This window comes from Alistipes communis (assembly GCF_006542665.1).
GTDB lineage: Bacteria > Bacteroidota > Bacteroidia > Bacteroidales > Rikenellaceae > Alistipes > Alistipes communis.
The window spans coordinates 168,239-189,154 of record NZ_AP019735.1 but is presented as its reverse complement, the minus strand read 5'-3'; the positions used below and the strand labels follow the sequence as shown (position 1 = coordinate 189,154).

Here is a 20,916-nt window from a genome sequence, read left to right as displayed (position 1 = left end):
GGTCGGCTTCCCGAAGGCGTTATCCGAGTTTCTCTCGGTAGAGCGCCGCCTGCGAGGCGATCAGGTCGCGGTCCTCGAAGTAGTTGATCTTCATGGCTTCGCGCACGTCGTGAAGCGTCCGTGCGGCCTCCTCGCGGGCAGTCTCGGAACCTTTGTGCAGCACGTCGTAGACCCATTCGATGCGCTCCTCGTAGTAGCGGCGGCGTTCGCGGATTGGGTCGAGCGTCTCGTTGAGCACGGCGATCAGAAATTTCTTGACCTTCACGTCGCCCAGACCGCCGCGGCGGTAGTGCGCCTTCAACTCGTCGAGCGACGGGTAGTCGGGGAGGTAGGCGGCGAAATGCTCGGGGCGGCAGAAGGCGTCGAGGTAGGTGAAGACAGTGTTGCCCTCGACCTTGCCCGGGTCCTCCACGCGCAGGTGGTCGGGATCGGTGTACATGCCCATCACCTTCTTGCGTACCTCCTCGGCCGAATCGCTCAGGTAGATGCAGTTGCCCAGCGACTTGGACATCTTGGCCTTGCCGTCGGTGCCGGGCAGGCGCATGCAGGCGGCGTTCTGGGGCAGCAGGATTTCCGGCTCGACGAGCGTGGGGCCGTAGACCGCGTTGAACTTGTGGACGATCTCGCGCGTCTGTTCGAGCATCGGCTCCTGATCCTCGCCGGCGGGGACGGTCGTGGCGCGGAAAGCGGTGATGTCCGACGCCTGCGAAATGGGGTAGGTGAAGAACCCGACGGGAATGCCCTGCCGTTGCAGGTCGTTCTCCGCGTTGTTCTCCGAGAAGCCGCGCAACTGGATTTCGGCCTTCACGGTCGGGTTGCGTTGCAGACGGGCCACGGTGACGAGGTTCATGTAGTAGAACGCCAGTTCGCACAGTTCGGGGATCTGCGACTGGATGAAGAGCGTCGACCGTTCGGGGTCGAGGCCGCAGGCCAGGTAGTCGAGCGCCACCTCGATGATGTTCTGGCGCACCTTTTCGGGGTTGTCGGCGTTGTCGGTGAGCGCCTGCGCGTCGGCGATCATGATGAAGATCTTCTCGAACTCTCCGGAGTTCTGCAACTCCACGCGGCGGCGCAGCGAACCTACATAGTGGCCGAGGTGCAGTTTGCCGGTCGGCCGGTCTCCGGTCAGGATGATTTTTCCCATAACAGCGTATGTCGTTTTTGTATTTCTGGTTTTTGCCGGGTCGACCGACCCGATCGCGGGATGAATTTTTTCGGATTTTGAAATTCGGAGCATACGTCCCGACCAAGCCGTTTCCGGCGCCGGACGGCCGATGCCCCGATCGTTTGGGCAAAGGTAGGGATTCTATACGGAAAAGACAAACCTCTTTCCGCTTTTTCTTCGCAGGTTTTCCGGCTGCATCGGCTTGCGGGACGGAGCGTCCCGCCGCCGTACCGCTTCTCGGCCTCAGGCAGGCTTCGGCCGACGGATTTTCGGGGCGGTGAAGGCCGCGGATTCCGGGAGATTGGCTATCTTTGTGCGGAGTGTCCGCCGTCGGGCGGAAGTAATTTATAGAATATGGACGGGAAGATTGTAATCAGGGAATACGAACCGGCCGACAAGGAGGCCGTGATGGAGCTGCTTCGGTTGAATACGCCCCGATATTTCGCGCCGGAGGAGGCGGCCGATTTGGACGCCTATCTGGAACGCGAGCGGGAACTCTATTATGTCCTGCTTCACGAGGAGAGGATCGTTGGTTGCGGCGGAATCAATTTTGCGGACGGCGGGACGGTCGGGAAAATCAGCTGGGACATGGTGCATCCGCAGTATCGGGGAAAATCGCTGGGAACGCGGTTGCTGCGGCATCGGATCGAAAAACTCGAAGCGATGCGCAGCGTCCGCCGAATCACCGTCAGAACGTCGCAGCTGGCCTTCGGGTTTTACGAAAAGCGGGGGTTCGAGCTCAAAGGGATCGAAAAGGACTATTGGGCCGAAGGATTCGACCTGTATCGCATGGAATATGTCCGTCGGGAATAAATCGCGGCGGAGACAAGCGCTGCAGCCCGTAGGATACGGAGTTCTCCGCCGGAACGGGTGCGGTGCGCAAGGGTTTCGTCGCTGCCGGTTCGGAGCGGAAGATGCGGGAAAAGAGCGGGTTCTTCGCCGGGTGTCTTGACGGATATAAGTTTTTTTTATATATTTGCGCGACAGAATAAGTCCCTTCGTCTATGACCATCATTCAATTGGAATACCTGCTGGCAGTAGCCAATTGCGGGAGTTTTTCGTTGGCCGCCGAACACTGTTTCGTGACGCAGCCGTCGCTGAGTATGCAGATCAAATCGCTCGAAGAGGAGCTGGGCGTCGTCCTGCTCGACCGTTCGAAGAAACCCGTGATCGCCACCGAGGCGGGCGAGGTGGTGCTGGAACGGGCCCGCGAGACGCTGCGGGCCTACGACAATATCCGCGAATCGGTCGCCGAGTTGAAGGGCGAAATAGCGGGGCGGCTGCGTCTGGGCGTCATCCCGACCGTCGCGCCCTACCTGCTGCACAAGTTCCTGCCGGGATTCGTGCACGACTATCCCCATGTGGAGTTGGAGGTCAAGGAGTTGATGACGCGCGACATCGTCGATGCGATGAAGCACGACCGCATCGACGCCGCGCTGGTGGCCGGCGGCACCTGCGGCGACGGAATTCAGGAGCAGGAGCTTTTCGACGACCGTTTCTTCATCTACGTTTCGCCCGACAACCCCCTCTACGAACGTTCGAACGTTCGCATCGAAGACATCGACCTGCGCGATCTGATCCTGCTCTCGGACGGCAACTGCATGCGCGACCAGGTCATCGAACTGTGTCAGGCCAAGCGGGGCGTGCCGTCGCACTACTATTTCGAGTCGGGTTCGCTCGATACGCTCATGCGTATCGTCGACTGCACGCAGTGCGTGACGATCATCCCCGAAATGGCCGTCGAATATGTGCCCAAGGAGCACCGCGACCGCGTCAAGACATTGGCCAAAGGCGCCACGTCGCGCAAGATCGCCATCGCCGTGCGGCGCACGTTCGTCAAATCTTCGATTATCAAGGCGCTCGCCGAATCGATCCGCACCTACCGCAAATAGGCGTTGCGCGGGGAAGGCGCTCGTTATGCAGGAGGGGGCTTTCTTTCTGCGGTACGGTCCGTGCACCGGGGCAATCCGCTCATTCCGTCGCCGTTTTTCGTCGATTTCCGATTTATTTACTATCTTTGCACGGATATAGCGGGCTATTACGGAATATTGGAATATGGAAAAATTGATTGAGACGATAGTCGGTGCGATTCAGGATAAAAAAGGTAAGGATATTGTATCGTTGGACCTTTCGGGATTCGACGGCGCCATCTGTTCGCATTTCGTCGTTTGCAACGCCGATTCGACCATGCAGGTCGCGGCGATCGCCGACGGCGTGGAGGAGGCCGTCGAGGAGAAGCTCGGCGAAAAGGTATGGCGCGTCGAAGGCAAGCAGACGGGTCTGTGGGTGGCGATGGACTACATGGACGTCGTGGTACATATCTTCACGACCGAGTTGCGTTCCTTCTACAAATTGGAGGAGCTGTGGGCCGATGCGCCGCTCAAACGTTATGATTACGAGGAGTAAAGAGATTTTATGACAGCAAAGAAGAAAAAGGACGGCGGCCAGCGCAACCCGATCATGCCGCGTCCCTCCTATATGTGGATTTACGTGCTGGTGGCGGCCTTCATCATCGGCTATTCGCTTTACGGTGCGGAGAATACGGAGCCTGTCCGCAGCGACTGGAATACGGTCGAAGGGATGGTTCGCAGCGGCGACGTGGAGAGGATCGAGGTGGTGAACCGCGACGTGGCCGAGGTGTTCCTGAAAAAGGATGCGGTCGAGAAGTACCGTACCGATTCGACGCAGCCCCAGTTCAAACGGCTGCCCGACGAGGGGGTGCAGCTGGTATTCAACATCGGTTCGGTGGATGCCTTCCGCGAGGATTTGAAAGCCGCCGAGCAGCAGTCGGGACAGAGCGTTCCGGTGCGTTACGAGAACAAGGAGAACGGCTGGATGAACCTGCTCGTCAATTTTCTGCCGTGGGTGCTCATCATCGGCGTGTGGTTCTTCATCATGCGCGGCATGTCGCGCGGCGGAGGCGCTGCGGGCGGCGGGCTGATGAACGTCGGCAAGGCCAAGGCGCAGGTATACGACAAGGATGCGCCCAAGCGTGTGACGTTCAAGGACGTGGCCGGATTGGAGGAGGCCAAGGTCGAGGTAATGGAGATCGTCGATTTCCTGCGCAAGCCGGAAAAATACCGCGATCTGGGTGCCAAGATTCCGAAGGGGGCGCTGCTCGTCGGCCCTCCGGGAACGGGCAAGACGCTGCTGGCGAAGGCCGTGGCCGGCGAGGCCAACGTGCCGTTCCTTTCGATTTCGGGTTCGGACTTCGTGGAGATGTTCGTCGGCGTGGGTGCTTCGCGCGTGCGCGATCTGTTCGAGCAGGCCAAGCAGAAGGCGCCCTGCATCGTCTTCATCGACGAGATCGACGCGATCGGTCGCGCCCGCGGCAAGAACGCCGGATTTTCGGGCAATGACGAACGGGAGAACACGCTCAACCAGCTGCTTACCGAGATGGACGGCTTCCAGACCAATTCGGGCGTGATCGTGCTGGCGGCCACCAACCGCGTCGATATTCTGGACAAGGCGCTCATGCGTGCCGGCCGTTTCGACCGCCAGATCGACGTCGGCCTGCCCGACGTGCACGAACGGGCCGAGATTTTCGCCGTTCACATGCGTAACCTGAAACTGGACAAGGAGATCGACCGCGATTTTCTGGCGCGTCAGACGCCCGGTTTTTCGGGTGCCGACATCGCCAACGTCTGCAACGAAGCAGCGCTCATCGCCGCCCGGCACGACAAGAAGAGCATCGGGCGCGACGATTTCATGTCGGCGATCGACCGTATCGTCGGCGGACTCGAAAAACGGAACATGCCGATGACGGCCTCCGAACGTCGCGCCACGGCGATCCATGAGGCGGGTCACGCGACGGTGATGTGGTCGCTCGCGGAGTGCGATCCGGTGCTGAAAGTGACCGTCGTGCCGCGCGGCAAGAGTCTCGGTGCCACGTGGTCGGTGCCCGACGAGGAGCGGGTGCACGTCACCAACGAAGCGCTCGAAGAGCAGTTGGCGGGTCTGTTGGGCGGCCGGATCGCCGAGGAGGTCAACTACGGGACGCTCGGAGCGGGTGCATTGAGCGATCTGGAACGGGCGACGAAAACCGCCTACGCGATGGTGGCTTACTACGGTATGAGCAAGAAGATCGGCCCGATCAGCTACTACGATTCGACGGGTACGCGCGATACCTTCACCAAACCTTTCAGCGAGGAGACCGCCCGCGACATCGATTGCGAGGTGCGCCGCATGTTGGAGGATGCCTATGCCTGTGCACGGAAGATCATCGAGCAGAAGAACGACCGGATCAATGCGATGGCCGACCTGCTGCTCGAAAAGGAGACGATCTATGCCGAAGATATCGAACGGATTCTGGGTCCTTCGGCGCAGTCGGCCAAGCGTGCCGCCGCTGCCGGGACGAAACCGGAGGAGGGTGCCGGAGGCAAGGCCGCGGCCGATGAATTAACCGAAGCTTAAAGAACGGATGAAAATGAAGAACCTGATGGTGCGGACGCTCAGCGGTCTTGTGCTGGTCGCCGTCTTCGTCGGCGCTGTTTTGGGATCGCAATGGAGCTTCGGCGCGTTGCTGTTGCTGATTCTCGTGGGCGGTCAGACGGAGTTTTACAAATTGGCCCGCGAGACAGGGCTTTCGCCCCAGCGATGGATGGGACTGGCGGTCGGCGTGCTGCTGTTCGCATTGAATTTCATCGTTTTCCGGCAATTCAGCCGGTCGGTGACGGACGAGGCCGGCGGAGCCGTGCTGTACCTGTTGCTCTACATCGGGCTGTTGCTGCCGACGCTCTTCGTCTGCGAACTGTTCCGTCGCAGCGCCACGCCGCTGGCCAATCTGGGGGCGACGCTGCTGGGCGTGCTGTACGTCGCTGTGCCGCTGTCGCTGCTGCTCTACGTTCCGGTGCTCGCCGGCGACGGCGTGTGGCGTCCCGAAACGGTGCTGTGCTATATCTTCATCATCTGGGCCAACGACGTCTTCGCCTATTTGGTGGGGATGACCTTCGGGCGGCACCGCCTGTGCGAACGCCTTTCGCCCAAGAAGTCGTGGGAGGGATTCTTCGGCGGCCTCGCGGGCGCCGTGGCGACGGGACTCGCCGCCGCGTATGCGCTTGATACGAATTATTGGGTCTGGGGCGGCCTGGCGCTCGTCGCCTCGCTCTCTGGCGTAGCGGGCGATCTGGTGGAGTCGATGTTCAAGCGGGAGGCTGGGGTCAAGGATTCGGGGCAGGTGATCCCCGGTCACGGCGGTGTGCTGGACCGCTTCGACGCGCTGCTGCTTTCGGCGCCCTATGTCTTCCTTTACCTGCTGCTGGTCGGCAGGTTCGTATAACGACTAATCTTTACTGACAATGAAAATCAATAAGGAAGGTTACAAAATCATCGGTATCACCGGCCTGATCTGTCTGCTGCTCGGTACGGGGATCTATCGCCTGCTGAGCAGCCACGACAACGGTACGCTCGTGTGGGTGCTGGTCGTACTGATGCTGCTTTTCTGGTTTTTCATCGTGGCGTTCTTCCGCGAGCCGCGCCGCGTGAAAATACATGACGCCGATCTGGTCTTCTCCCCCTGCGACGGCCGTGTGGTCGTGACCGAACCGGTACACGAGAGCGAGTATCTCGATCGGGAGATGATGCAGATATCGATCTTCATGTCGATCACCAACGTCCACATGAACTGGCTTCCGGTGGGCGGCGTGGTCGAGTATTTCAAGTATCATCCGGGCCGGTTCCTCGTGGCGTGGCACCCCAAGTCCTCGACCGAGAATGAGCGGACGACGACCGTCGTGCGCCTGGACGACGGCCGTCACGTGCTGTTCCGTCAGATCGCCGGACTCATCGCACGGCGTATCGTCTCCTACATGAAGGTCGGCGAGCGGGTCAAGCAGAACGACGTGTGCGGGTTCATCAAGTTCGGTTCGCGCATCGACGTTCTGCTGCCCAAAGACAGCGAAGTGTTGGTCGAGATCGGCGATCCCGTCGTCGGCTCGCAGACGCCGATCGCGCGGCTGAAACCGCAGACGAAATAGAACGCCGCATCTGTCGCCGCCGGCCTGTTTCGCTTCCTCGACCGTGTAACGGCGCGGGAGGGATACGGAGAACTCGAAGCGCCGGACGGTCGGAGCCGGATGATTCCGCAAGACGAGACAAACTTAACGAACGAACATGTTGCTTACGCCTCCCACACTCGCACGCTACACCGTCGGCCTGTTGATTGCCGTTGCGGTGGCGTTCCTGATGTGGTATTTCCGTTCGATCGTCGTCTATATTCTGGTGTCGGCGCTGCTGGCGATCATCTTCAAACCGCTGGTCGGCCGTCTGGCGCGGCTGCGGATACGGGGCTGGCACCTTCCCCGCTGGGCGGCGGCGCTGGCGACGCTGATCCTGATCTGGGTGCTCTTCGTCGTGGCGTGTACGCTCTTCGTCCCGCTGGTCTTCGACAAACTCTACCAGTTCGCTACGCTCGACTTCGGTTCGGTGCTCCGTTCCGTCGAGGAGCCGATCGCCCGTATGCAGGAGTATCTCCACGATCTGTTCGCCCTGCCCGACGAACGTTTTTCGCTGACCGATTCGCTGATCCAGTGGTTCAAGAGCATCTTCGATTACGATACGATCAATACGGCCTTTTCGTCGATCGTCAGTCTGACGCTCTCGGCCGTGATCGCCTTCTTTTCGATCTCGTTCATCACCTTTTTCTTCCTCAAAGACGACGAGTTATTCCTGTCGATGCTCAAAGCACCCTTTCCGGAGCGTGTACACGGCAATATCGAGCGGGCGATGTCCTCCGTCTCGCAGTTGCTGATGCGCTACTTTACAGGAATCCTGAGCGAAAGCTGCATCCTGATGATCGTGATTTCGGTCACGATGATCTTCTTCGGTATGCGGACGCAGGACGCCTTCTTCATCGGGCTCATCATGGGCGTGATGAACGTCGTGCCCTACGCCGGCCCGCTCATCGGCGGCGTGATGTCGGTCTTCATGGGCGTGGTGACGCCGATCGAGGGGATGACCACAGGGCACACGATGTTCGTTATCGCCGGATCGCTGCTCATCATCAAGGGGTTCGACGACTTCGTGCTGCAACCCACGCTCTATTCGGAACGGGTGAAGGCGCATCCGCTCGAAATATTCATCGTTATCCTGATCGCCGGATCGCTGGCGGGAATCGTGGGAATGCTGCTGGCGATCCCGTCGTACACCGTGCTGCGCGTCTTCGCCAAGGAGTTCTTCTCGCAGTTCCGGCTGGTACAGAAACTCACGGAGAAAATCTGAATCGTATGATAATCGAAGGGATCGTCGTCCACGGGAACAGTCTCGGAGGCCGCATGGGCTTCCCTACGGCCAATATCGAGGCGGACGCGGCGCTGGATGCGCGCGACGGAGTCTATGCCTCGCGCGTGGAGGTGGACGGACGCATGTACGACGCCATGTCGAATCTGGGCTACAAGCCGACCGTCGACGGCCGGCGCCGTCTGTTGGAGACCAATATCTTCGGCTTCGAGGGCGACCTCTACGGTCGTCGGCTGCGGGTGGAGCTGCTGCGCTTCATCCGTCCGGAACGGCGGTTCGGTTCGGTGGAGGAGCTGTTCCGCCAGATCGGGGACGACCGCCGCGAGGTCTGCGGCGGAGGAGGAGAACCGCTTGATCCGCAATGAGGTATGGACGCCGGTTCCGTTGAATCTCTCTTCGCCGGATACCCCGATGTCCGGTTGCGGCTCGTGTCGCGCAGTGCGCATACGAGCCAGGTCGTGACGGGGTTTCTGATGCTGGCACGCCGGCGTCGGATCGCACTGACGATCGAAGACGCCGGCCACCGGCGGGAGGAGTATCCACATCCGCATCTGGTCGAAGCGTTCGTCGGCGGCCGCCGGATCGCGTTCGACATGCTCGACGGCTACAATTTCGACGTCGTGGCCGCGGCGGCTTACATCCGCGGGGTAGACCTCTATTTCAAACGCAGCTGTTCGACGTTCCGCAACGGAGTCTTTCCGGCGGAGGTTCGCGCCAAGATCCGCCCGCTGGGCTTCAACTACCATGTGACCTGTCCGGAGAATCCGATCAATCCGGTTCCCGTCGAAATCAAATCGTTGCGGAAACGGCTGATCGCCCTGTTGCGTCCGCGTCCTGCGGAGGAGGGAGAGTATTTTACGGTGGAAAAGTTCGAATGCGGAGCGGGACGCAGGGTTGCGGCGAAGAGATTGAAGATCCTTTTTCTCACGCGGCTGTGGGAGGGCGAGCAGAACCGGGCGATCAATGCGATGCGAATCGCTATCGTGCGGGCGCTCGGTGAACGTTATCCCCGGAACTTTACGGGCGGGGTGACGGATACGCCCCTGGCACGAGCCCTTTGTCCCGAACTGATCGTCGCGGAGAAGTACACCGATCGCGCCCGTTACCTGCGCCTGATGCGCCGCAGCGACATCTGCATCGGCTCTACGGGTTTGTGGGACTCGATCGGCTGGAAGACGGGCGAATACGTGGCTGCGGCCCGTGCCGTCGTCAACGAACGTTTCGTCTACGAGGTGCCGGGCGGTTTCCGCGAGGGTGTGAACTACCTGGGTTATGCCTCGGCCGAGGAGTGCGTGGCGCAGGTCGATTTGCTGATGCGCTGTCCCGACGCCGTGCAGCGCATGAAGGAGGCCAATGCGGCCTATTACCGTGAGTGGCTGCGTCCCGACGCGTTGGTGGGGCAGGCTTTGCGGCAGGCCGAGATGCTCTGAACGGGCGGCGGGACGGTGCGGACGGAAGTCTGCGCGACTCGTTGGGGATGCGTGCGAAAATCCGTATCTAAGGCGAAGCCAAAAATACTCCATCTCTGCATAATCAGACATGAATGTTTGCTTCTGCTTTCGACTTTCCGTACTTTGGCTTCGCCGAAGATACTCCCGCTCGGCAATGTTCAAATAAATTTGACATTGCCCTCGCTTATTCGTATCTTTGCACCGCTGAATCAAACTAAAAACGAGAATACGATGTATTTGGATGAATCGATTCCCTACAAGGTCGCCGACCTGTCGTTGGCCGAATGGGGACGTAAGGAGATCGAGGTCTCGGAGCACGAAATGCCCGGCCTGATGGCGGTGCGCCGCAAATACGGCCCGCAGAAACCGCTTCGCGGGGTGCGGGTGATGGGGTCGCTGCACATGACGATCCAGACGGCGGTGCTCATCGAGACGCTCGTCGAATTGGGTGCTGACGTGCGCTGGTGCTCGTGCAACATCTTCTCGACGCAGGATCACGCTGCGGCAGCCATCGCCGAAGCCGGCGTGCCGGTCTTCGCGTGGAAGGGCGAGACGCTGGAAGAATATTGGTGGTGCACGGCCATGGCGCTCTCGTTCCCGGGCGGCAAGGGGCCCAACCTGATCGTCGACGACGGCGGCGATGCGACTTTGTTGATTCACAAGGGCTACAAGGCCGAGAACGACGCCTCGACGCTCGATTACGCCCCCTCGTCGCACGAGGAGGCCGTGATCCTCGGAACGCTGCGTTCGATCCTTGCCGAAGATGCTTCGAAGTGGCACCGTACGGTGGCCGAATGGCGCGGCGTAAGCGAGGAGACGACCACGGGCGTACACCGGCTCTACCAGATGGAGGCGGCGGGCGAACTGCTCGTGCCTGCGATCAACGTCAACGACTCGTGTACCAAATCGAAGTTCGACAATCTCTACGGCTGCCGCGAATCGCTGGCCGACGGCATCAAGCGGGCCACGGACGTGATGATCGCCGGCAAGGTGGCGGTCGTCTGCGGCTACGGCGACGTGGGCAAGGGCTGCGCCCGCTCGATGAAGGCCTACGGCGCGCGGGTGATCGTCACCGAGATCGATCCGATCTGTGCGTTGCAGGCCGCGATGGAGGGCTTCGAGGTGAAGACCGTCGAGAGCGCGCTGGCCGAGGGTAACATCTTCATCACCTGCACGGGCAACTGCGACATCATCACCCTCGAACACATGGAACGGATGCGCGACCAGGCGATCGTCTGCAACATCGGCCATTTCGACAACGAGATCCAGATGGCGCGGCTCGACGCTTCGTCTGCGGTGAAGACGACGATCAAGCCGCAGGTCGATAAATACACCTTCCCCGACGGCCATTCGATCTTCGTGCTGGCCGAAGGACGGCTGGTGAACCTCGGCTGTGCGACGGGGCATCCTTCGTTCGTGATGTCCAACTCGTTCACCAATCAGTGTCTTGCGCAGATCGAGCTGTGGCAGAAGGAGATGCCGGTAGGTGTTTACCGCCTGCCGAAACACTTGGACGAGGAGGTCGCACGGCTGCATCTCGACAATCTGGGCGTCGAACTGACCCGTCTTTCGCAGCGGCAGGCCGACTATATCGGCGTCGACGTCGACGGCCCCTACAAGGCGGAGCATTACCGGTATTGACGTTCCGCGACGGACGTCACCCCGTCGGGAGGAAAAGCCGGGCTTTTCTTCCCGATTTTCGTATCTCTGGTTTCGCCTCGGATACTCCGCCTCGGCAAAATGCAACCGAAATTTGCTTTCGCTCCCGGCTTTATTCCTATCTTTGTATCCCCGAAATTTAGACGACGATGCGTTTTACCAATCGACAAATTCTGAAAATAACCTTCCCCGTGCTGCTGAGCCTGATGATGGAGCAGCTCATCGGGCTGACCGACACGATCTACCTGGGCCATGTGGGCGAGGTCGAGTTGGGTGCGTCGGCCATTGCGGGCATCTTCTACCTGACGATCTTCATGGTGGGGTTCGGGTTCAGCATCGGTGCGCAAGTGCTTATCGCGCGCCGCAACGGCGAAGGCAATCTCGCAGGAATCGGGCCGATCTTCATGCAGGGAATGTGGTTTCTGCTGGGCATGGCCGTTCTCTTTTTCGGGGTGTCGCGGGCCTTGGCGCCGTGGCTGCTGGGATATCTGATCGAGTCGCGGGCGATCTGCGCCGCCGCCGAGTCGTATCTCGGCTACCGTACGTTCGGGTTCTTCTTCTCGTTCGCCGCGGCGATGTTCCGTGCCTTCTACGTCGGGACGACCAATACCCGTATCCTGACGGCCAACTCGGTGGTCATGGTCCTGACGAACGTGGTGCTGAACTACCTGCTGATTTTCGGAGGGTGGGGGATTCCGCCGCTCGGAATCGCAGGCGCGGCCATCGCTTCGGTCATTTCGGAGGCCGTGTCGCTCGTCTTTTTCGTCGTCTACACCTATCGTCGTGTCGCGTGGCGGGCCTACGGCCTGTTCCGGTTCAGGGGAATCGAGTGGAAGATTCTCCGGCAGGTGTTCGGGGTTTCGGTCTGGATCATGTTGCAGGAGGCGATCGCCTTTATCAGTTGGTTCATCTTCTTCGTGGCGATCGAAAACCTGGGCGAGCGGCCGCTCGCCGTTACGAATATGGTGCGCAGCATCTCGTCGGTGGTCTTCCTCTTCATCAACGCCTTCGCTTCGACGGCCAGCTCGCTGGTCGGCAACCTGATCGGAGCTGGCGAGGCGGATCGGGTATGGGGGCTGTGCCGGCGTATGGTGCGCCTCTGCTTCGCCTTCGTACTGCCGGTATCGCTGCTCTTCGCGCTTTTGCCCCGCGTGGTGCTGGGTGCCTATACGGGCAATGCGGAGTTGATTGCCGCCGCCGTGCCGTCGCTTTGGGTCATGCTCACGACGATCGTGCCGTGCGTGCCGGCCTTCATCTATCAGTTCAGCGTTTCGGGCACGGGCAATACGCGTACGGCGCTCGGAATTACGCTGGTCTGCGTCACGGCCTATACGCTCTATACGCTGTGGCTCGTCTATGTCCTCCGGGCCGACGTGGCGCTTTGCTGGACGGCCGACCACGTCTATTATCTGATCTCGCTGGCGCTCTCCTATGCCTACATCCGCAGCGGACGGTGGCGGAGGTTGAAGATCTGAATTTTGCGAGGCGAAGTCTGTTGTGCGCTGCGCGCAACGAAGATTATTCATTCCATTGATCGAAGAGCGGCAGTCCGCAGCCGCCCGGTGCGGAGGGCTGCACCTCGTCTCGGCAGCTCGGAAAGCATCTTCCGCCGGCCGCGAGCTGACCGATAAGACAGACAGCAGAACAATCGGTGAGACAGGTATTCCAACGCCCTGCGACATCTCGGCGCCGCACGGGCCGGCGCCTCCGCCCGCAGAGGCCCGCACGACGGTGTCCTCCGCGAACTCCGACCGGCAGGTGCGCAATGGTTGATTCTCACGTCGGAATTCCCGAAGGCTTCCTCTTCGGGATGATAAATCCGAATTTTTAATTCTTGGTTTTCCATTTTTAAATGCAAATCGTATCTTTGTTCCAATGAAACTGACGATTCTTGGTTCGGGAACCTCCCAGGGCGTGCCGGTGATCGGATGCCGCTGCGAAGTCTGCACTTCGACCGATAGCCGCGACAAGCGGTTACGCACCTCGGCGATGATTGAGACCGACGGCGGAGCGCGCTTCGTGATCGATGCCGGCCCCGATTTCCGCTGCCAGATGTTGCGTGCGGGGGTAAGCCGTCTCGATGCGATCCTGCTGACGCACGAGCACAAGGATCATACGGGCGGTATCGACGACGTGCGCGCTTTCAATTTCGTGGATTACCCGCCGGTGATTCATCCCGTGGACATTTATGCGGCGCCTGCTGCGGCCCGTGTCGTGCGCAAGGACTACGACTATGCCTTCGAGGAGGAGAAGTACCGCGGCGCACCCGACATCCGGCTGCACGAGATCGACGTCGCACGGCCGCTCGAAATCGCGGGCGAGCGAATCGTGCCCGTGTCGGGGCACCACTCCGAGCGTTTCGAGGTGACGGGCTACCGCATCGGCCGCATGGCCTACCTGACCGATTTCAAGACGATCGCCGACGCGGAGGTCGGGAAATTGATCGGAGTGGAGCTGCTGGTGGTCAACGCCCTGCGTTTTCGACCGCATCCCTCGCATTTCAATGTCGGGGAGGCGTTGGCACTCATCGCTCGGGTCGCGCCTCGCAGGGCGCTTATCACGCATGTGTCGCACGAGATCGGACGGCACGCGGCGACGACGGCTCTTCTGCCGCGGGGGGTCGAACTGGCTTACGACGGATTGGAAATCATAATTTGAAGATATGGATTTTTTTAAGGGAAAAACCGTGGTCGTGACCGGCGCTTCGTCGGGAATCGGCCGGGCACTGGCCGAATATTTCGCTGCTGCGGGCGCCAATGCGGTGCTCGGGGCGCGGCATGAAGATGCGTTGAGGGAGATTGTCGGCCGGATCGGTGCGGCGGGCGGACACGCCGCCTATGCCGTGTGCGACGTGACGCGCGAGGCCGATTGCAAGCGACTGATCGACACGGCGGTCGATACGTTCGGCGGGGTGGATGTGTTGATCTGCAATGCCGGCATTTCGATGCGCGCCTTGTTCGACGAGGTCGATCTGGCGGTGTTGCACAAGTTGATGGATGTAAATTTCTGGGGCTGCGTCAATTGTACGAAGTATGCGCTTCCCTATATCCAGAGGGTGCGCGGTTCGATCGTGGGCGTGTCGTCGGTTGCCGGGATTCACGGGCTGCCGGGCCGTACCGGTTACTCGGCTTCGAAGTATGCGATGACGGGCTTTTTGGAGACGATCCGTATCGAGAATCGCAAGAAGGGCGTGCACGTGATGATCGCTTGTCCGGGCTTTACGGCTTCGAACGTGCGCTTTTCGGCACTTACGGCCGACGGCTCGCAGCAGGGCGAGACGCCCCGCGAGGAGGGCAAGATGATGACGGCCGAAGAGGTGGCCCGTATCATCGCCCGTGCGGTCGTGCGGCGCAAGCGCTTGTGCCTGATGGAATTTCAGGGACGTGCCACGCATTTCGTCAAGAAATTCTGGCCGTCGCTGCTCGACAGGCTCTTCTATTGGTATATGTCCAAGGAGCCCGATTCGCCTTTCAAGTAGCGCATTGTCCGCTTCGGCCGGCAGTTATCGTCCGGCTGCAACCCGCTGCGGTTGCGGCCGGGCATTGTTTTTGTTCGGGATAGGGCAAAACCCTTCTTTGTATGAAAACAAATGTCTTTGTTCGGGACAGCCGCCATGTCAAATACTGGTGGGTGTCGTTGATTGCCGGTCTGCTTTCGATCCTGGTCGGCGTACTCTGTCTGGTGACGCCCGACGCGACGCTCGTCGCACTGTCGATGCTGTTTATCGCCGTGCTGCTCGTCGACGGAATTATGGATATCGTGCTGGCCGCCTCCAACAGCGATATGCTGCGCGGTTGGGGCTGGATGCTCGTGACGGGAATCATGGAACTTTTGCTGGCGATTATGCTGATGGTCATGCCCATCGGGTCGGTCGTGGGGACGCTGATCTATGTCGTCGGTTTCTGGATTCTGTTCCGTGCTTTCTGGGCGTTGGGCGAAGCCTATGAGTTCCGGCGCTATACTGACGGCAGTTGGCTGATTATTCTGGCCGTGCTGGCGATTATCTTTTCGTTTTTCTTTCTCGTCAGCCCTGCGTGGAACGGCCTGTTCATCGTTTCGATGATCTCTCTGGCCTTCTTCGCCTACGGAATTTATCGTATTACGCATGCGTTTGCCCTTCGCTCTCTGGAAAAAGAGTAGGCGTTCCCGCCGTCCGGATATAAAACCGAAGTCCGTCGCTGCATGTTTGTATGCAGCGACGGTTTTGTTTCGGAATCGGCCGATAAACTCTCACCTTATTATATATGGATATTTCCGCCGGAAATGGAAAATCGTAACTGCTTGTCGGATAGCGATGTGATGGCAGGATGAAAATTAATATTGAAAAAAGTTTAGGAAATGTTTGGAAATATCCGACGGAATGCCTTATCTTTGCACCCGCAATCAGAAAATGAAACGTATTCTGAAAGGCAACGAGGTTCTCTGAAAAAGTTCGTTCGAAAAAATCTTCCGAAAGATTTGGAAGGGATGCGAAAATGAGTTATCTTTGCACCACTTTCCGCTCTGAAAGAGTCTTGGAAACTTTTGAAGTTTTTTTGAAAAAAGATTTGGAAAGTCCGAAAAAAGGTTTTACCTTTGCAACCGCTTTCCGCTTCGAAAAATGAAGCAGAGACGAACGCGAAAAGTTCTAACGATTAAGATAGAACGACGTTCTTTGAAAATATTGAGCAGCTAAGTTTAATCCACTCTATATGAGTGATTTCAAACAATACCTTTGGGATTAGAGCGAAAGATTTAACAAAACATTAAATTATACAATGGAGAGTTTGATCCTGGCTCAGGATGAACGCTAGCGGCAGGCTTAACACATGCAAGTCGAGGGGCAGCATAATGGTAGCAATACTATTGATGGCGACCGGCGGACGGGTGCGTAACGCGTATGCAACCTACCCTTTACAGGGGGATAACACTGAGAAATCGGTACTAATACCCCATAATATTCCGGGAGGCATCTTTCGGAGTTGAAAGCTTTGGTGGTAAAGGATGGGCATGCGTTGTATTAGCTAGTTGGTAAGGTAACGGCTTACCAAGGCGACGATACATAGGGGGACTGAGAGGTTAACCCCCCACATTGGTACTGAGACACGGACCAAACTCCTACGGGAGGCAGCAGTGAGGAATATTGGTCAATGGACGGAAGTCTGAACCAGCCATGCCGCGTGCAGGAAGACGGCTCTATGAGTTGTAAACTGCTTTTGTACGAGGGTAAACGCAGATACGTGTATCTGCCTGAAAGTATCGTACGAATAAGGATCGGCTAACTCCGTGCCAGCAGCCGCGGTAATACGGAGGATCCAAGCGTTATCCGGATTTATTGGGTTTAAAGGGTGCGTAGGCGGTTTAGTAAGTCAGCGGTGAAATTTTGGTGCTTAACACCAAACGTGCCGTTGATACTGCTGGGCTAGAGAGTAGTTGCGGTAGGCGGAATGTATGGTGTAGCGGTGAAATGCTTAGAGATCATACAGAACACCGATTGCGAAGGCAGCTTACCAAACTATATCTGACGTTGAGGCACGAAAGCGTGGGGAGCAAACAGGATTAGATACCCTGGTAGTCCACGCAGTAAACGATGATAGCTCGTTGTCGGCGATACACAGTCGGTGACTAAGAGAAATCGATAAGCTATCCACCTGGGGAGTACGTTCGCAAGAATGAAACTCAAAGGAATTGACGGGGGCCCGCACAAGCGGAGGAACATGTGGTTTAATTCGATGATACGCGAGGAACCTTACCCGGGCTTGAAAGTTACTGACGATTCTGGAAACAGGATTTCCCTTCGGGGCAGGAAACTAGGTGCTGCATGGTTGTCGTCAGCTCGTGCCGTGAGGTGTCGGGTTAAGTCCCATAACGAGCGCAACCCCTACTGATAGTTGCCATCAGAGCGTTTGAGCGATCAAACAAGCTGGGCACTCTATCGGGACTGCCGGTGTAAGCCGAGAGGAAGGTGGGGATGACGTCAAATCAGCACGGCCCTTACGTCCGGGGCGACACACGTGTTACAATGGTAGGTACAGAGGGCAGCCACCCAGTGATGGGGAGCGAATCTCGAAAGCCTATCTCAGTTCGGATTGGAGGCTGAAACTCGCCTCCATGAAGTTGGATTCGCTAGTAATCGCGCATCAGCCATGGCGCGGTGAATACGTTCCCGGGCCTTGTACACACCGCCCGTCAAGCCATGGGAGTTGGGGGTGCCTGAAGTTCGTGACCGAAAGGAGCGACCTAGGGCAAAACCGATGACTGGGGCTAAGTCGTAACAAGGTAGCCGTACCGGAAGGTGCGGCTGGAACACCTCCTTTCTGGAGCTTATCCTTATAAAGGTATTAGCTGCTCGATTTTCAAAGTTCGTTACAACAGCACCGCTTTCAGGCGTAGGTTCGAACCGAGTGCTGTTCTTGGGCAAGTCGAAAGATTTGCGACGTTCATTGACATAATTAAGGGAAATGAGATAAGCGTACCGACTTACAATAGGGGGTCGGTATGAAAGAAGAAAGTAATAAAGAGCGTATGGGGGATGCCTAGGCTCTTGGAGGCGAAGAAGGACGTGGTAAGCTGCGAAAAGTCGCGGGGATTTGCAAACGAGAATTGATCCGCGAATATCCGAATGGGACAACCCGGCAGGCAGAAGGCCTGTCACCCAGCAATGGGGGCTAACCCTCTGAACTGAAACATCTAAGTAGGAGGAGGAGAAGAAAGAAACATCGATTTCCAAAGTAGCGGCGAGCGAAATGGAAGGAGCCCAAACCGGTATTGTTACGGCAATGCCGGGGTTATAGGACTGCGAGATTCGAAGGACAAAGAACTGGAAAGATTTGGAAAAGTCGACCATAGAGAGTGAAAGTCTCGTACAGGTAATTAAGTTCAAAGATAGCAGTATCCTGAGTATGGCGGGACACGAGGAATCCAGTCAGAATTTGCCGGGACCACCCGGTAAGGCTAAATACTCCCAAGAGACCGATAGTGAACCAGTACTGTGAAGGAAAGGTGAAAAGAACCCCGAACAGGGGAGTGAAAAAGAACCTGAAACCATACGCTTACAACCTGTCGGAGCGGCTTCGTGCCGTGACGGCGTGCCTATTGAATAATGAGCCTACGAGTTACTAATCACTGGCGAGGTTAAGTGCTAGGAAGCACGGAGCCGAAGCGAAAGCGAGTCTGAACAGGGCGTTTAGTCAGTGGTTGTAGACGCGAAACCTTGCGATCTACCCTTGAGCAGGATGAAGGTTGGGTAAAGCCAACTGGAGGTCCGAACGAATAAGCGTTGAAAAGCTTCTCGATGACTTGAGGGTAGGAGTGAAAGGCCAATCAAGCTGGGAAATAGCTCGTACTCCCCGAAATGCCTTTAGGGGCAGCGTTGTAATAAAGAGTCTACTGGAGGTAGAGCTACTGATTGGATGCGGGGGCTTCACCGCCTACCAAATCCCGACAAACTCCGAATGCCAGTAGTATGATTTACAGCAGTGAGCCACCGGGTGCTAATGTCCGGTGACAAAAGAGGAACAACTCAGACCAGCAACTAAGGTCCCCAAGCGTATGCTAAGTTGAACTAACGATGTTTTGTTGCATAGACAGCTAGGATGTTAGCTTGGAAGCAGCTATTCATTCAAAGAGTGCGTAACAGCTCACTAGTCGAGCGACAAAGCGTGGATAATAAACGGGCATCAAGCATACCACCGAAGTTCTGGGCGCGAAAGCGCGGTAGGGGAGCATTCCATTCAGCGTCGAAGCAGCGTCGTGAGATGTTGTGGAGCGTATGGAAAAGCAAATGTAGGCATGAGTAACGATAATGCGGGAGAGTAACCCGCACACCGCAAGACCAAGGTTTCCTGATCAACGCTAATCGGATCAGGGTTAGTCGGGTCCTAAGGGTAAGCCGAACGGCGATCTCGATGGATAATCGGTTAATATTCCGATACTGACATATACCTCGATGGAGAGACGAAATCGCGTAAGTACCGCCTCCTGACGGAATAGGAGGTTAAAGGGCGTATGTATAGGGGCAGATTAAGAGTCAGTCCTTGCTGAAACCCGACAGTACAGAGAGCCTACGGGCAATTTGATAGTGTACCCAAGCATGTTTCCGAGAAAATCTTCTAAGTTATAGTATATGTCACCCGTACCGTAAACCGACACAGGTGGTCGAGGAGAGTATCCTAAGGTGCTCGAGTGAATCACGGTTAAGGAACTAGGCAAATTAACCCCGTAACTTCGGGAAAAGGGGTCCCTACGCGAGTAGGGCGCAGCGAAGAGGTCCAGGCGACTGTTTATCAAAAACACAGGGCTCTGCAAATTCGAAAGAAGAAGTATAGGGCCTGACACCTGCCCGGTGCTGGAAGGTTAAGAGGGGATGTCATCGCAAGAGAAGCATTGAATCGAAGCCCCAGTAAACGGCGGCCGTAACTATAACGGTCCTAAGGTAGCGAAATTCCTTGTCGGGTAAGTTCCGACCTGCACGAATGGTGTAACGATCTGGACACTGTCTCAACCGTGAGCTCGGTGAAATTGTAGTCCCGGTGAAGATGCCGGGTACCCGCAACGGGACGAAAAGACCCCGTGAACCTTTACTGCAGCTTAGCGCTGAATTTGGGTACACAATGTGTAGGATAGGCAGGAGACACTGAAGCGGGTACGCCAGTATTCGTGGAGTCGACGTTGAAATACTGCCCTTTGTGTATCTGAGTTCTAACCCCGCGAGGGAGACACCGCTTGGTGGGTAGTTTGACTGGGGTGGTCGCCTCCAAAAGCGTAACGGAGGCTTCCCAAGGTGCCCTCAGCACGAATGGTAACCGTGCGCAGAGTGCAATAGCATAAGGGCGCTTGACTGTGAGACATACAAGTCGACCAGGTACGAAAGTAGGGTATAGTGATCCGGTGGTTCTGTGTGGACTGGCCATCGCTCAAAGGATAAAAGGTACTCCGGGGATAACAGGCTGATCGCCGCCAAGAGCTCATATCGACGCGGCGGTTTGGCACCTCGATGTCGGCTCGTCACATCCTGGGGCTGGAGAAGGTCCCAAGGGTTCGGCTGTTCGCCGATTAAAGTGGCACGCGAGCTGGGTTCAGAACGTCGTGAGACAGTTCGGTCTCTATCTGTTGCGGGCGTAGGAAGATTGAGGGGTCCTGACTTTAGTACGAGAGGACCGAGTTGGACGAACCTCCGGTGTATCGGTTATGCTGCCAAGTGTACCGCCGAGTAGCCGCGTTCGGTTTGGATAAGCGCTGAAAGCATCTAAGCGCGAAGCCATCCCCAAGATGAGTCTTCCCTTGAGGGGCGTAGGAGACTACTACGTTGATAGGTTGCAGATGTAAAGACAGTGATGTCAAAGTCGAGCAATACTAATTACCCGAAAGGCTTTTTTCAAAAGTTATCTCATTTTCCGGATTATGTCAAGTTTTATCGGAGGGGTC

At 57.5% G+C, this 20,916-nt stretch carries 15 protein-coding genes and 2 rRNA genes; 16 read left to right on the top strand and 1 reads right to left on the bottom strand.

Translation table 11 applies throughout. The features are described 5' to 3' along the window. Positions 1–19: 19 nt before the first annotated feature. A complete protein-coding gene (gene trpS, locus FMF02_RS00820; protein WP_019130968.1) occupies positions 20–1,144 on the bottom strand; it encodes a tryptophan--tRNA ligase in 1,125 nt (374 codons plus the stop codon). 375 nt (positions 1,145–1,519) lie between these two features. Here trpS and FMF02_RS00815 point away from each other — a divergent pair, with 375 nt between their 5' ends. The 16 genes from FMF02_RS00815 (at position 1,520) to FMF02_RS00740 (ending at position 20,869) form a co-directional block, all read left to right on the top strand. Then, complete coding sequence (locus tag FMF02_RS00815; RefSeq protein WP_019130967.1) at positions 1,520–1,978, top strand: GNAT family N-acetyltransferase; 459 nt, start codon at positions 1,520–1,522, stop codon at positions 1,976–1,978. A gap of 191 nt (positions 1,979–2,169) precedes the next feature. Next, complete coding sequence (locus FMF02_RS00810) at positions 2,170–3,057, top strand: hydrogen peroxide-inducible genes activator (protein WP_019130966.1); 888 nt, start codon at positions 2,170–2,172, stop codon at positions 3,055–3,057. A gap of 163 nt (positions 3,058–3,220) precedes the next feature. Further along, positions 3,221–3,571: a ribosome silencing factor gene (gene rsfS, locus FMF02_RS00805; RefSeq protein WP_141411880.1), complete on the top strand. Its 351-nt coding sequence runs from the start codon at positions 3,221–3,223 to the stop codon at positions 3,569–3,571. A 9-nt stretch (positions 3,572–3,580) separates the two neighbouring features. Beyond that, complete coding sequence (ftsH, locus tag FMF02_RS00800) at positions 3,581–5,578, top strand: ATP-dependent zinc metalloprotease FtsH (protein WP_019130964.1); 1,998 nt, start codon at positions 3,581–3,583, stop codon at positions 5,576–5,578. A gap of 7 nt (positions 5,579–5,585) precedes the next feature. Then, positions 5,586–6,443 carry a phosphatidate cytidylyltransferase gene (locus FMF02_RS00795; RefSeq protein ID WP_141411879.1) on the top strand — a complete coding sequence of 286 codons (858 nt, stop codon included), beginning with the start codon at positions 5,586–5,588 and terminating at the stop codon, positions 6,441–6,443. A 19-nt stretch (positions 6,444–6,462) separates the two neighbouring features. Next, positions 6,463–7,140, top strand: coding sequence for a phosphatidylserine decarboxylase family protein (locus FMF02_RS00790; protein ID WP_019130962.1), 678 nt, complete (start codon positions 6,463–6,465; stop codon positions 7,138–7,140). 136 nt (positions 7,141–7,276) lie between these two features. After that, entirely contained in the window at positions 7,277–8,383 is a 1,107-nt protein-coding gene (locus FMF02_RS00785) for an AI-2E family transporter (RefSeq protein ID WP_019130961.1), read from the top strand. Positions 8,384–8,388: 5 nt separating this feature from the next. Beyond that, complete coding sequence (locus FMF02_RS00780) at positions 8,389–8,766, top strand: riboflavin kinase (RefSeq protein ID WP_019130960.1); 378 nt, start codon at positions 8,389–8,391, stop codon at positions 8,764–8,766. A gap of 3 nt (positions 8,767–8,769) precedes the next feature. Beyond that, positions 8,770–9,831 carry a glycosyltransferase family protein gene (locus tag FMF02_RS00775; protein WP_141411878.1) on the top strand — a complete coding sequence of 354 codons (1,062 nt, stop codon included), beginning with the start codon at positions 8,770–8,772 and terminating at the stop codon, positions 9,829–9,831. A gap of 252 nt (positions 9,832–10,083) precedes the next feature. After that, positions 10,084–11,493, top strand: a complete 1,410-nt coding sequence (gene ahcY, locus FMF02_RS00770; RefSeq protein WP_141411877.1) for an adenosylhomocysteinase — start codon at positions 10,084–10,086, stop codon at positions 11,491–11,493. Positions 11,494–11,660: 167 nt separating this feature from the next. Next, complete coding sequence (locus tag FMF02_RS00765; RefSeq protein ID WP_141411876.1) at positions 11,661–12,986, top strand: MATE family efflux transporter; 1,326 nt, start codon at positions 11,661–11,663, stop codon at positions 12,984–12,986. Positions 12,987–13,386: 400 nt separating this feature from the next. Further along, a complete protein-coding gene (locus tag FMF02_RS00760; RefSeq protein ID WP_141411875.1) occupies positions 13,387–14,169 on the top strand; it encodes an MBL fold metallo-hydrolase in 783 nt (260 codons plus the stop codon). A gap of 4 nt (positions 14,170–14,173) precedes the next feature. Next, positions 14,174–14,989, top strand: a complete 816-nt coding sequence (locus FMF02_RS00755; RefSeq protein WP_141411874.1) for an SDR family oxidoreductase — start codon at positions 14,174–14,176, stop codon at positions 14,987–14,989. Positions 14,990–15,090: 101 nt separating this feature from the next. After that, positions 15,091–15,651 carry an HdeD family acid-resistance protein gene (locus FMF02_RS00750; RefSeq protein WP_026075004.1) on the top strand — a complete coding sequence of 187 codons (561 nt, stop codon included), beginning with the start codon at positions 15,091–15,093 and terminating at the stop codon, positions 15,649–15,651. 614 nt (positions 15,652–16,265) lie between these two features. Then, positions 16,266–17,807: ribosomal RNA gene (locus tag FMF02_RS00745) — 16S ribosomal RNA — on the top strand. 188 nt (positions 17,808–17,995) lie between these two features. Beyond that, positions 17,996–20,869 (top strand): 23S ribosomal RNA (locus tag FMF02_RS00740). The 16S and 23S rRNA genes sit together here, the layout of an rRNA operon. The last annotated feature ends 47 nt before the right edge of the window (positions 20,870–20,916 follow it).

Coding starts and splice junctions, on each gene's coding strand:
- FMF02_RS00790 (WP_019130962.1), top strand. CDS start 6,463: ATGAAAATCAATAAGGAAGGTTACAAAATCATCGGTATCACCGGCCTG.
- FMF02_RS00765 (WP_141411876.1), top strand. CDS start 11,661: ATGCGTTTTACCAATCGACAAATTCTGAAAATAACCTTCCCCGTGCTG.
- ftsH (WP_019130964.1), top strand. CDS start 3,581: ATGACAGCAAAGAAGAAAAAGGACGGCGGCCAGCGCAACCCGATCATG.
- rsfS (WP_141411880.1), top strand. CDS start 3,221: ATGGAAAAATTGATTGAGACGATAGTCGGTGCGATTCAGGATAAAAAA.
- FMF02_RS00760 (WP_141411875.1), top strand. CDS start 13,387: ATGAAACTGACGATTCTTGGTTCGGGAACCTCCCAGGGCGTGCCGGTG.
- ahcY (WP_141411877.1), top strand. CDS start 10,084: ATGTATTTGGATGAATCGATTCCCTACAAGGTCGCCGACCTGTCGTTG.
- FMF02_RS00775 (WP_141411878.1), top strand. CDS start 8,770: ATGGACGCCGGTTCCGTTGAATCTCTCTTCGCCGGATACCCCGATGTC.
- FMF02_RS00815 (WP_019130967.1), top strand. CDS start 1,520: ATGGACGGGAAGATTGTAATCAGGGAATACGAACCGGCCGACAAGGAG.
- FMF02_RS00780 (WP_019130960.1), top strand. CDS start 8,389: ATGATAATCGAAGGGATCGTCGTCCACGGGAACAGTCTCGGAGGCCGC.
- trpS (WP_019130968.1), bottom strand. CDS start 1,144: ATGGGAAAAATCATCCTGACCGGAGACCGGCCGACCGGCAAACTGCAC.
- FMF02_RS00795 (WP_141411879.1), top strand. CDS start 5,586: ATGAAAATGAAGAACCTGATGGTGCGGACGCTCAGCGGTCTTGTGCTG.
- FMF02_RS00810 (WP_019130966.1), top strand. CDS start 2,170: ATGACCATCATTCAATTGGAATACCTGCTGGCAGTAGCCAATTGCGGG.
- FMF02_RS00755 (WP_141411874.1), top strand. CDS start 14,174: ATGGATTTTTTTAAGGGAAAAACCGTGGTCGTGACCGGCGCTTCGTCG.
- FMF02_RS00750 (WP_026075004.1), top strand. CDS start 15,091: ATGAAAACAAATGTCTTTGTTCGGGACAGCCGCCATGTCAAATACTGG.
- FMF02_RS00785 (WP_019130961.1), top strand. CDS start 7,277: ATGTTGCTTACGCCTCCCACACTCGCACGCTACACCGTCGGCCTGTTG.